Annotated in this window: 12 protein-coding genes and 1 pseudogene; 3 read left to right on the top strand and 10 right to left on the bottom strand. The window is 56.7% G+C overall.

Features of this window, described 5'->3' with window-relative positions:
- The 5 genes and pseudogenes from AC2FLX_RS11275 to AC2FLX_RS11255 all read right to left on the bottom strand — a co-directional run.
- Positions 1–185 (bottom strand): annotated as a pseudogene (locus AC2FLX_RS11275) (hypothetical protein); the annotation flags it as partial.
- 105 nt (positions 186–290) lie between these two features.
- Positions 291–1,262 (bottom strand): 2-hydroxyacid dehydrogenase, encoded by a 972-nt coding sequence (locus tag AC2FLX_RS11270; protein ID WP_496810348.1) that lies wholly within the window; start codon positions 1,260–1,262, stop codon positions 291–293.
- The gene (gene sucD, locus AC2FLX_RS11265; RefSeq protein WP_480751829.1) at positions 1,262–2,152 is read right to left on the bottom strand and encodes a succinate--CoA ligase subunit alpha; all 891 of its coding nucleotides are present in this window, start codon (positions 2,150–2,152) and stop codon (positions 1,262–1,264) included. The genes AC2FLX_RS11270 and sucD overlap by 1 nt, the downstream gene beginning before the upstream one ends.
- Entirely contained in the window at positions 2,152–3,348 is a 1,197-nt protein-coding gene (locus tag AC2FLX_RS11260) for a malate--CoA ligase subunit beta (protein ID WP_496747879.1), read from the bottom strand. Before AC2FLX_RS11260 ends, sucD begins: the two co-directional genes overlap by 1 nt.
- A gap of 29 nt (positions 3,349–3,377) precedes the next feature.
- Positions 3,378–4,619: a pyridoxal-phosphate-dependent aminotransferase family protein gene (locus AC2FLX_RS11255; RefSeq protein ID WP_496810315.1), complete on the bottom strand. Its 1,242-nt coding sequence runs from the start codon at positions 4,617–4,619 to the stop codon at positions 3,378–3,380.
- Positions 4,620–4,837: 218 nt separating this feature from the next.
- Here AC2FLX_RS11255 and AC2FLX_RS11250 point away from each other — a divergent pair, with 218 nt between their 5' ends.
- Positions 4,838–5,473 (top strand): LuxR C-terminal-related transcriptional regulator, encoded by a 636-nt coding sequence (locus AC2FLX_RS11250; protein ID WP_480751834.1) that lies wholly within the window; start codon positions 4,838–4,840, stop codon positions 5,471–5,473.
- A 118-nt stretch (positions 5,474–5,591) separates the two neighbouring features.
- On the opposite strand, the gene AC2FLX_RS11245 is transcribed toward AC2FLX_RS11250, so the two are convergent.
- From AC2FLX_RS11245 to AC2FLX_RS11230, 4 genes are all read right to left on the bottom strand, one after another.
- Positions 5,592–6,080, bottom strand: a complete 489-nt coding sequence (locus tag AC2FLX_RS11245) for a universal stress protein (protein WP_480751835.1) — start codon at positions 6,078–6,080, stop codon at positions 5,592–5,594.
- A 24-nt stretch (positions 6,081–6,104) separates the two neighbouring features.
- The gene (locus AC2FLX_RS11240; RefSeq protein ID WP_496747886.1) at positions 6,105–7,445 is read right to left on the bottom strand and encodes a TRAP transporter large permease; all 1,341 of its coding nucleotides are present in this window, start codon (positions 7,443–7,445) and stop codon (positions 6,105–6,107) included.
- Positions 7,445–8,008, bottom strand: a complete 564-nt coding sequence (locus AC2FLX_RS11235) for a TRAP transporter small permease (protein ID WP_480751839.1) — start codon at positions 8,006–8,008, stop codon at positions 7,445–7,447. Before AC2FLX_RS11235 ends, AC2FLX_RS11240 begins: the two co-directional genes overlap by 1 nt.
- 66 nt (positions 8,009–8,074) lie before the next feature.
- Entirely contained in the window at positions 8,075–9,091 is a 1,017-nt protein-coding gene (locus tag AC2FLX_RS11230; protein ID WP_480751841.1) for a TRAP transporter substrate-binding protein, read from the bottom strand.
- Positions 9,092–9,275: 184 nt separating this feature from the next.
- Here AC2FLX_RS11230 and AC2FLX_RS11225 point away from each other — a divergent pair, with 184 nt between their 5' ends.
- Entirely contained in the window at positions 9,276–10,187 is a 912-nt protein-coding gene (locus AC2FLX_RS11225; protein WP_480751843.1) for a LysR family transcriptional regulator, read from the top strand.
- 234 nt (positions 10,188–10,421) lie between these two features.
- Here the strand turns inward: AC2FLX_RS11225 and AC2FLX_RS11220 are convergent, their stop codons facing one another.
- Positions 10,422–11,387 (bottom strand): MBL fold metallo-hydrolase, encoded by a 966-nt coding sequence (locus AC2FLX_RS11220; protein WP_480751845.1) that lies wholly within the window; start codon positions 11,385–11,387, stop codon positions 10,422–10,424.
- Positions 11,388–11,569: 182 nt separating this feature from the next.
- Here AC2FLX_RS11220 and AC2FLX_RS11215 point away from each other — a divergent pair, with 182 nt between their 5' ends.
- Positions 11,570–11,911 carry a winged helix-turn-helix transcriptional regulator gene (locus AC2FLX_RS11215; RefSeq protein ID WP_480751847.1) on the top strand — a complete coding sequence of 114 codons (342 nt, stop codon included), beginning with the start codon at positions 11,570–11,572 and terminating at the stop codon, positions 11,909–11,911.
- The last annotated feature ends 38 nt before the right edge of the window (positions 11,912–11,949 follow it).

Here is an 11,949-nt window from a genome sequence, read left to right as displayed (position 1 = left end):
GACGCGATCAGCTCGATCTCGTCGCGCTGACGGCCAAGCTCCGACGCGATCGAGCCGTAAAGCTCAGGATCACGATCCGCGAGAGATTGGGTGAAAAAATCGTCGGTACGATAGGGGGCATTCATGTCGAAACCTTTCGAATTGTGTTGGTCGTTCCGGTCCGGAACAGCAAAACTGGGGGGCAGGGGCAGGGGCAGGGGCAGGGGCAGAGCAGGTCTGGACCTCGTCACAATCACTTTGCGAAAGCCGTTTGGACCCGTACCTGCCTGTTGCCCAAGATGTTGTCTGTGTCAGATCACCCGGTCACGCGGCGGGCGTCCCTCGAAGAAATCGCTCAGATTGTCCAGAACGCGAAATCCCATGGCTTCGCGCGCTTCTCGGGTGGCGCTTCCCAGATGTGGCAGCATGACCAGATTGTCGCAATGCAACAGGTCCGGGCTGACGTAGGGTTCTCCGTCGAAGACGTCGAGCGCTGCGCCGCCGATAGTGTCAAACATGAGGGCCTGGATCAGGGCATGTTCATCGATGACCTCGCCGCGGGCGGTATTGATCAGGTAGGCGTCAGGCTTCATCAAGTCGAGACGGCGACCGTCGATCAGATGCCGGTTGGCGGCACCTCCGGGGCAGTGCAGCGAGACAAAATCGCATTGCGGCAGCAAGTCGTCGATGGTGTCGACCTGCGTGGCATTGCATTGGTTCAGAATCTCCGACGAGACACGCGACCGGTTCTGTACAAGAATTTTCATGCCAAACCCGTGATGGGCGCGACGGGCCATTTCCTGGCCGATTCGACCGAAACCGATGATGCCCAATGTCTTGCCGCTGACTTTGGTGCCGACAAGATGTGTGGGCCGCCATCCTGTCCATTGGCCCGCGCGCAACTCTCGTTCTCCTTCGCCTGCTCGGCGGGCAACCATGAGCAACAACGTCATCGCGAGATCGGCAGTACATTCTGAAAGCACGTCGGGCGTATTGGTGACGGTCATTCCCAGGTCGCGTGCCGCAGGCTCGCAAATGTGGCTGTACCCAACACCGTAGTTGGCCAGGATCCTGGTTTGCGCCGACGGTACGTCCAGTGCTTCGGCATTCAGTGTATCGGTCACAGTCGGTAGAACCGCATCATACCGTTTGAGCGCTTCGCGAATTTCCGCCGGGGTCAAAGGTTTGTCCCCGGTATTCAGAACTGCGTCATAGCTCTCCATCAGTTGCGCCTCGACGGCGGCGGGCCAACGACGGGTGACAAGGACAGAGGGTTTGACCATCACGCTGCCTTTCCCATGACACGGGCGATGGTTTCGCCAATCACAGCGGGGTTTTCAGCCACGGTCACGCCTGCGGCCGAAAGGATTTCCACCTTTTCCGACGCACTTTCGCCAAAGGCCGAGATGATCGCACCAGCATGGCCCATCGTTCGCCCTTTGGGAGCGGTCAGGCCAGCGACATAGGCCACCACGGGCTTTGTGACATGATTGCGGATATATTCTGCGGCTTCCGCCTCCTGAGGTCCGCCGATTTCTCCGATCATGGCGATCACCTCGGTGTCCTCGTCCTGCTCGAAGCGTTCCAGGATGTCGCGGAAAGACGAGCCGTTGATCGGGTCGCCGCCAATTCCGACGCTGGTCGAAACACCGATGCCGCGTTCCTTCAACTGCGCGGCCGCTTCATAACCCAGCGTGCCCGAACGTCCGATGATGCCGACAGGGCCAGGCAGATAGATATGGCCCGGCATGATCCCCAGCAGCGCTTTGCCCGGGCTGATCGTACCTGCGCAATTGGGGCCGGTCAGAACCATGCGCCGCTCTTTCGGATAACGGTACATGTAACGCTTGACGCGGATCATGTCCTGCGCCGGAATGCCGTCGGTGATGCACACGCAATAGCGGATACCGGCGTCAGCGGCTTCCATGATCGAATCCGCGGCAAACGGCGGTGGTACAAACACCAGGCTGGCATTGGCGCCGGTTGCTTCGACGGCTTGTTTGACCGTGTCAAAGACCGGAACGCCTTCGACGGTTTCGCCGCCCTTGCCGGGAACAACCCCGCCAACAACGTTGGTGCCATATTCCAGCATGTCCTTGGTGTGGAACCTTGCCATGCGGCCGGTTATGCCCTGAACGATTACGCGGCTTTCGCGATCGAGAAGAATGCTCATTACACGGCCCTCATCTGGGTGTTATGGGTCAGATCGTGCTTCCACGCGCTCACGGCGCGTTCAGCGGCTTCCATCAGAGTTGTTGCACGGATGATTGGCAGGCCCGATTTCGCAAGAATCTTTTGACCTTCCTCGACATTCGTTCCGGCAAGGCGAACTATGACGGGCAGATCGATCTGCAATTCGCGCAGCGCCTGCACGACACCTTCGGCAACCCAGTCACAGCGGTTGATGCCCGCAAAGATATTGACCAGCACCGCCTGAACGTTCTTGTCTGACAGGACAAGACGGAACGCCTTGGCCACCCGTTCGGGCGAAGCACCGCCGCCAATGTCGAGGAAGTTTGCAGGCTCACCACCAGCCAGCTTGATCGTGTCCATCGTGGCCATCGCAAGGCCGGCGCCATTCACGATGCACCCAATATTGCCCTCGAGCCCGACATAGGACAGGCCGCGGTCCGCCGCACGGCTTTCGCGCGGGTCTTCCTGACTTTTATCGCGCAGTTCAGAGATTTGCGGATGACGGAACAGGGCGTTGTCGTCAAAGCTCATCTTGGCATCCAGCGCCAGAACCCGATCGTCGCCGGTGATTACCAGGGGATTGATTTCCACCATGGTCGCGTCCAGCTCACTGAATGCGGCATAACACCCTTGCAATGTGCGGACCATTTGCTGAATCAGGCGGGGTTCCAGACCAAGGTTGAAGGCAATCTCCCGGGCCTGGAATTCCTGCAAACCTACTGCCGGTTCCACTGTGGAGCGCACGATACTTTCGGGTTTTTCCGCCGAAATCTCCTCGATCTCCATGCCACCTTCAGAGGATGCAACAATCATGATCCGCTGGCTGGAGCGATCAAGCACGAAACCAAGATAAATCTCGCGATCGATCGGCACCGCGCTTTCCACATAGACGCGATAGATGCCCTTGCCCTCGGGGCCGGTCTGATGGGTTACCAGCTTTCGACCGAACAGGTCATCGCATGCTTCGTAGATCTCGCCTTCGCTATTGCAAAGCTTGACGCCGCCCGCCTTGCCGCGACCGCCGGCGTGGACCTGTGCCTTGACGATCCATTTGTCGCCGCCCAATTCGCGGGCGCGATAAGCGGCCTGCTCCGGGCTGTAGGCCAACGCTCCCGAAGGAACTTCGACCCCGAAATTCGAAAGAATTTCTTTCGCCTGATACTCATGAATGTCCATTTGGAGTTCTCTCTTTTCTGCAGCGCAATTCAGGCGGCGATCGAAGTGCCGTAACGGCTCTCGAGCAAAGCCTCGACGACGTCGTTGTCCACCTGACCTCCGAGCTCCCGCAGGGCTTCGGCGAACAGACGCACGATCCGGCTGACGGCTTGGCGGTTCAATTGGTTGAGAATACCGATCCGCACCTGTACTGGCGCACTCAGTGTCGGCCATATGCCAAAGCCGCGCGCGCGGCAGTTCTGGACCAGTTCCATTTCACGGCCGGCCAGTTCCGGCGGCAGGTTGAGTACGACGAGGCTGGGCATGTCCGATGTGACTTCGCATCCCATCGCAGTTACGGCATCGCGCAGAACGTTTTCGTGGGTCCGGTACGCATTTGACCGCTTTGCCAGCCCTTCCTGCAGAGTGAGGCGCAGTGATTCATGAAAGGCAGCGACGGCATAGCCTGAATGGGTCCGGTGATAGGTGCCCTTTTCGACATCCCGACCATCGACAATTCCCCAATGGCGCGCCTCGAAAATCGGGTTGTGCACATAGGTGTAAGCGCCGGTGCTTTTCAGCGAGTCGATGTAGGCAGCGGTAAAGCTGACGGGCGCATAGGTCAGCGGCAGGCAACACAAACCTTTTTGTGGGCAGGAGGCCCACCCGGCGACACCGGGAAAATCGTCGATCCGGAAATTCTCGACCCCAAGCGACGAGACGGCATCGATCAGCCCCATGACGCCATGGCGTTCGCACGCATCCGAGAACCCGCGCAGATCGTTGATACGGCCTGAACCGGTTTCCCAATGCGCCATGAAGGCCCACTTCGGCTTGTGCTCGGCCAAAGCGGCCTCGATTGTTTCGGCGGTGACCGGCTGGCCGTGCGGTACATCAATGACGATTACGCTGGCAGCTTTCGGATCGAGTGGATCGGCGGCGTGTTCCTGCGGTGTTGCTGCCTTGATCCGGAGTGTCAGCGAGTCGATGCCCGAAAAGGTTCCGTTCGAGAAAGCGACAACCTTGTCACCCGGCATGACGGCCGAGAACATGGTGTCCAGCCCGCTCCAGCCGGTGCCGGCCACAGCAAAGGTATACGCGTTTCTGGTGCCCCAGATCTCGCGCAGCATGTGCTTGCATTCGACCATTCCACGCAGAACGTCTGCTTGCATGTGATCGGCCACTCCGGCGCCGGAGAATGCCTGCAACACGCGGGCATCCGTGTTGCCCGGCCCGGGGCCAGCCGCCAACGTCTCGGGGATTTCGAGCTGGGGGAAAATCTGAAACGTCATTGACGGCCTCCACTTCATCAGGGGCAATTGCTGGCCCCGTGTCTTTCGCTGACGTGTAGAAAAGCGATACTTGCTTTGGTCCGCAACGTAACTTACTACTGCTACGGGGCTTCCAAATAGATGGGGAAAAACCTACCCAAACTGGTAAGGATACCGATGCATACAAAGAAATCTACTGCCAAAACGGGTAGGTTTTGAAAATTTTAGGTGGAATTACAATGACTGGAACTCAGCGTTCTCCAATTGCCGTCATGCTCGCTGACAACAATCCGCTGGTGTTATCGGCGATGTCCGAGATCTTCGAACGCGATCCCCGATTCTCTTTGGTCGCAACATCGGCAACTGCCGAGGGCTTCCTGGGCGCGGTGATGCGGGTGCCGGTAAAGGTCTGCATCGTCGCTTGGGATTTGCCGGTTCTGGGCGCCGCGAAACTCATAGAAGTGCTGCGAGAGCAGGAAAACGCGCCGCGTTTTGTCATCTACGGGGATGAAGTTGGTGATGTGCCGCGTCTGGCGATGCAGGCGGGTGCCGCGGGTTTTGCGGCGCGCTCTGGCGAAGTCGAAGGGTTATTGGAAACCTGCGTCGATGTTGCGGCGGGCAAGATGGTTTTTCCCTTCATCGATGTCCGCAAGATGCAACGAAACCCGTTAGACAGCCTGTCACGAAAGGAAAGGGCCATTCTTGAGGCCCTTGCCAAAGGCATGTCCAATCGCGACCTGTCCAAGGACTTGCAGATTTCCACGAATACGGTGAAATTTCACCTGTCGAACATTTATGAAAAACTGTCGGTTAAGAACCGGGCGCAGGCTATCGCCTACTACTATTCTTCAAAATTCTCAGACATCAAACAGTAGGGGATTCAAAGCCACTGCATCCATCAAGTGCCAACACCAGAAAGGCCGCCATGGCGCTAAGGATCGCTGAAAAAAAGGCGACCGTTTGGCCGCCTAAGTTCAGTCCAGGAGGGTAATTCTAGTGCACATGAGGTACGACAAGTGTCGGGATTCTGGATCGTCGAAGCACCCGTTTGACGACGGTACCGATGAATGTGTGACCCGTGCCGTGTTCATGCGTTCCCATGACGATCAGCCCGCAATCAAGGTCCTTGGCTCTTTGCAGGATCGCTTCCGCCGGGTGACCATCGACCAGTTCAACTGACGCAACCTTTTCGTAGGCCTGCTTTTCTTCCTTGCTCAGCGAACTGACAAAGGCCTTCTGGTTGGCCTTCAGCATGTCCTTTATGGACGCGTGCCGTTCCCTGATCGCATGCTTTCGCGATGCATCATCCTGGATGAACATCCGCAGCGTCATGATTGCGTCCTGAGTCAACGGTTCGGTCACGTGCAGAACGTGAACTCTTGCATCATGCGTCTGCGCCAAAGCAATGGCGTGGCGCAAAGCATTGTCTGCGTTTGCCGACAGGTCGGTCGCGAACAGGATGTCTTTTATCTGAGGTAACATTGTTCAGTTCCTTTCATCTGCCGCTCAGTATCCGAACGCCCGAGGCAACCAAAGCGAGATTTCAGGGAAAAACGCGATGATGAAGATTGCCACAGTGTTGATGAAGGCAAACGGCAGCGCAGCCACTGATATCCGCTCGATGGAAATGTTGGATATCCCCGACGCGATGAACAGGTTTTCTCCCAATGGTGGCGTCTGAAAGCCGATACCCAGGGTACAGACCATGACAACTCCGAAGTGGATCGGATCGATGCCAACGCTGTAGGCAACCGGCAGCATGACCGGTACAAGGATCAGGATCGTGGCCAGCGTTTCCATGAACATTCCGACGAACAGCAGGAACAGGATCACGAGGGTCCAGATCACATAGATATTGTCGGTGACCGACAGCATCCCCTGCGCGATGATGGCCGGAATTTGATTTTCGACCAGCAACCGCCCAAAGACCGTCGCCGTGAACATGATCAACAACACACGGCCTGTCAGCCAGGTTGTCGTTTCAAGTGACGTGAAAAGCTTGTGCCACGACAATTCCCGATAGATGAACGTACCCACCACCAGAGTGTAAAAGATCGCGACGATTGCGGCTTCTGTCGGGGTGAAGAAACCCGAATAGATACCGCCAAGGATCACGACAGGTGCCATCAGCGCCCAGAAACCGCGGTACATTTCACACCAGATGTGGCGCGCGGACCAGCCTTCGGTGGTTCCCTTGTAACCGTTCTTCTTGGCCAGGATGTAGTTCATGATTAACAGGCTGCCGGCGATCAGAAAGGCGGGGAAGAATCCTGCGATGAACAGTTTCGGGATGGAAACCGTCTGGAATGTACCATGCTCGGCCACGGCCTCCGGCGGCGCGGGCATGCCAAGGGCGGCAATGCCGAAGATGATCAGCGGAATCGATGGTGGAATGACGATACCAAGACCCCCGGATGACGCGGTGATCGCGGACGCGTAATCCCGGTCATACTTGCGGTCGATCATGGCCGGGATCATCAGCATACCGACCGCAGCGGTCGTTGCCGGGCCAGAACCCGAGATTGCGCCGAAGAACAGGCAGGCAAACACCGTTGCGGCAGACATGCCACCGGTGAACGGACCGGCAAAGCTTTCGGCCACGGATATCAACCGCCGGGACAGGCCTGATGCCTCCATCAAGGCTCCGGCCAGAATAAAGGCGGGCAAGGCCATCAACGGGAAAGACCCGACAGAGGTGAACGCGATCTGCACGAATTTGATCGGATTCTCATCGAGGATGAGAAACGTGATCATCGTCGAAACGCCAAGCGCCACCGTGATCGGCGCGCCAATGAACAAAAGCAGCAGGAAGCCGCCAAACAGGATATAAACGATTTCCACGCCCATCACTTGTCCTCCTCGCTTGCAGCGTGCGCTGCGTCGCCGCCGAATTCGGCGCGTACTTCTTCCAGATCGATTGCATCGGGATCGCGAAGGTCCTCATCCAGGACGATCTTTTTGTAGTTCACCTGGATGATGCGGATTGTCATCAGGGTGAACGCGATCGGCAGAACGATATATACCCAGCTCAGGTGGAACCCGAGGGTCTGTGAGGACTGGAACTTGTTCATCCGGTTGAAGATGAAATCCAGCGCCAGATAGACGAAATAGACATTGAAGCAGATCCAGAACAGATCGGCGAATGCCTCGATGAACTTGATTGCGCGAGGCGGAAGGAACTTGAACTGAAAGGTCACCCGGTTGTGGGCGCCCATCTTGGCCGCATAGCTGGCTCCGAAGAACACGAACCACACGAACATATAAACCGAAAGCTCTTCCACCCAGGAGAATGAGAAGTTGAACAACGTTCTCACCACGACCTGAAGGAATAGCAGACACACGAACACTGCCAGCAGGAACCGGCAAAGATAACTTTCGATATTGTCTAAAACACCCCAGAAGTTTTTCATGGGCCCCTCGCTGTCAGTGCGGCATGCGCCGGTTCAGCGCATGCCATTTGTTATTGTTGAGCGATATTATTCCGAGACGGGGTCGCGACCGATCGCGGCCAGCACCGCGTTCAGCTTTTCGACGCCGCCGATGCTTTCATAGAACTTCGGCCAAACGGCAGCGGTCGCCAGGTCGATGAATTCCTGCTCGTTGTTTTCCGGATCATCGATCTGCATGCCCTTGTCGAGCAGGATCTGCTTGATCTCGGCTTCCTTGTCGCGCAGGAACTGGGCCGATGCCGCGGTTGCCGCTTTGCCAGCCTCAAGGATGATTTCCTGATCTTCGGCCGACAGGTCCTGAAAGACCTGCTCGGAAATGATCAGCGGTTCAATCGAGAAGATGTAGCGGATGTTCGTGACGTACTTTTGCACCTCGTAGAACTTCATCGCGTTGATGGTGGTGTAGGGGTTGTCCTGACCATCCACAACCTTGGTCTGGAGACCCGCAAAAGTTTCCGACCATGCCATCGGCGTCGGGCTGATGCCCCAGGCTTTGTAGGTGTCGATCATGATCTCGTTCTTGGGGACGCGAATGACCAGGCCTTCAAGGTCGGCAACCGATTTGACCGGCTTTTTCGAATTGGTCAGCCGGCGGAAGCCGGTATAGGTCCAGGCAATGATGCGCACGCCTGCGTCATTGATGGTGTTTTCGGTCAGTTCCTGACCGATTGGGCCCTGGGTCAGCGTTTCGGCGTCTTCCAGGCTGAGAATGACGTAAGGCAGCGTGAACACGCCCACAGAGGGCGAAAACGGTGTCACGTTGTTGATCGCCAACAGCGACATGTCCAGCGTGCCGATCGCAGCCTCGTTCACGGTGTCCTGTTCCGAGCCCAGCTGGCCGTTCAGAAACAGTGTTGCGGTATGATTGCCGCCGGACAATTCCTCAAGTTTCGCCTTGAATGCCAGACCCGTGGCTTCCTGGCTTGATCCGCCGCTGTCGCCCACCGCGATTTTGAAGTTTTTGGCCTGAGCGGGGGCCGTAAGAGCAAAAGCCGCAACTGATGCAGCAATCGCAAACGATGACAGGTTTTTGATGAGTGTCATAAAGTCTCCTCCGGAGTTGGACTTTTTGTCTTGCTGGATCAGGCGACAGACACAGCAATGCCGCGCGCCGAAATCCAATGGAAAACATATAATTTGCAATTACCGTTCAGGTAATACAAAGTAATCGAAGCAAAGTTTGATAAACAGGAAACCTTTTATCTCGCGAAAATCGATCATATCGCGCGTGGCGAACGTAGACATCCGGCTGTTGGAGGTTTTTCGCACCGTCGTTGCATGCGGTGGGTTCACCGCGGCCGAGTTCGAGCTGAACATCGGCCGCTCGACTATCAGCAAGCATATTTCCGATCTGGAAACGCGTCTGAACCTCAAGCTTTGCCACAGGGGGCCGGCAGGTTTTTCCCTGACATCCGACGGGCAGCATGTTCTGGACGCAGCCGAAGACCTGTTCGCTGCGATCGACAAGTTTCAGGAACAGATCGACGAAGCGCACACTGCTCTGACCGGAAAGCTCAAGATCGCGATCTTCGATCACTCCTCGACGAACCCGGGCGCAAACGTCTTTGGGGCCATTCGCTTGTTCAGAAGCAGGGCGCCGGGTGTGACGCTCGATATATCCATGGAACCCCCTAACATCATCGAAGAGGGTGTGATCAACGGGCGCTTCAATCTGGGAATCGTTCCTTTGCACCGGCAATCGCCGATGCTCAACTATGCGAACCTCTATCAGGAAGACATGCGTCTTTATTGTGGAAAGGGGCACGAGCTGTTTGACGATCCGCGCGAAGAGTTCGAACTGAAATCGTTAAGAGCATTTTCGTTTGCCGGGTTGAGCTTCAACTCACCGAACATGTCGGTGCACCAGAAACTCAAGTTGAGAAAATCCGCATTCGTCCAAAATGAAGAAGCGCTTGCCCTTCTTGTTCTGTCAGGACGCTATCTCGGGTTTCTGCCAACCCACACGGCCTATCCATTCATCGAGGCCGGGCTGGCGCGCGAGATCCCGTGCAAGGGAACCCGTTTCGTCTCGCAGATGTCCGCGATCGTCCGGCGCAGCGCATCCAAGGGTCGTCGTCTCAATGCGTTCCTCGAAAGCCTCCTTAGCGCGCATGCAGATGATATGTTTGCCAAGCAATGATGGCTTTCACCCGGAATTGATCCGCTCTGGTTTTCTTGTCAGCCGTCGGGTTCTGGATATGCCAATGTCTTTGGAAATGGCTTCCAGGCGATAGTCGTGCATTGTGAAATCCTGGGGTTCATCCGGCTCTGCCTGTCGCAGAAATGCCCTATGGCAACCAGCAAGTGAATGCTGGCTGCCCCTTTCTACACGCCCATGGCAACCCAACGACTGGCCTTGGCGTGTTGGATCAGATCAAACCTCGAACCGGTACTCGTCAGGCTGCCATGCGTATGCCGAACCCGAGCGAAGAACACGGCCAAAGCTCGGGAAAGGCAAGTGGGCCGAAGCGACCAAAACGCCCTCGCCGGCTGCCATGTCCAGAAGTGAGGCGCGGGTCGCCTTGCCCGTTGCCCCATCGACATCAAAGGCAAGACCCGCTTCGGGATGCTGAAACTGAACCGAGGCCACACCACAGGCATCGCCCCAGATCAACAGGTCTTCTCCAGCCGAGGACAACCGGTATCCGGTATGACCCGGCGTGTGCCCGACCAAAGGCACCGCGGTAATGCCAGGTATAACTTCGGGGGAACCGGTGAACAGTTTGATCCGGCCATCATAAGCTGCCTTCACGCCCTTTGCCGCGTCGAACCAGGGCTTGGCAAAGTCCGGTGCGGCTGATTGTTCGCTGCTTGACGTCCAATAGTCGAACTCTGTTCCGCAGATATGGATTTCGGCATTCGGAAACACCGCAGCGCCGTTGGACAGCATTGAACCTATGTGGTCAGGATGCATGTGCGTGATAAGGATCGTATCTATTTGATCCGGAGTGTATCCAGCCGCCGCCAGCGTTGTCAGAAACTGCCCGGCCGTTGGGCCGAAATAGTCTGCAGACCCGGTGTCCACCAATGTCAGGCGATCTCCCTGATTGATGAGGTATGAGGTGACACCAATTCGGATCGCTCCCGATGCCGGCAAACCCGCAGCGGCAGCCAGGTCTTCGACTGTTGCCTGTTCGATGTTGGTCCAGAACCCGTGGGCAACGTCGATGTAGCCATCCAGCAATGCGGTGACCTGGGCGTCCCCCACTTTTCTGCGGTAAAATCCCGGTGCTTGACCGGATGCCTTTGGCGCCTTGGCCGCGACCATGCCGGGCATGGTCGCGGCAGTCGCGGCGACCGCCGCAGTTCCCAGAACCATTCTTCGCGTGACGTTTACCATATCGGTTTTCCTTTCTATTCAACTGCCCTGCGCGCCAGCAGCGGGTCCGTCAGCAACCTGGCCGGTCCACAGGGTTTCCGATTTCGAGTGAATCTTGTTGTTGCATCACATGTGAGAGACGATATTATGATAAGAACCAATGATAAAGTACGCACCTTCTGGTTCCTGTCGAAAGGTCACAAATGCTTGATATCAAACCCGACCCATATATCGCGCTGTGCCCGTCCCGGAAAATCATCGCGGTGATTGGCGATAAGTGGTCGCTGCTTGTCATTCCGTTGCTTATCGACGGGCCAAAACGGAATTCGGAACTCATGCGAGAGATCGAGGGCCTGTCTCAGAAGATGCTGACGCAGACACTCAAACGGCTGGAGAAATACAATCTGGTCGCGCGCCACGATTACGGAGAAGTGCCACCTCGCGTGGACTATCGTTTGACACCGCTTGGGCATTCGCTGGCCAGTGTGGTCAGAACGCTTGATAACTGGGTCATCGCAAACTTCGATGACCTGACCACCCTGTGATGCCAAGATCAGGTGTGGATCTCGCTCACCCGGGCCAC

Source organism: Ruegeria sp. YKSF57, from assembly GCF_059612585.1.
Note: the sequence above shows the minus strand (reverse complement) of the source record. Positions and strands in the feature narration are given on the sequence as shown.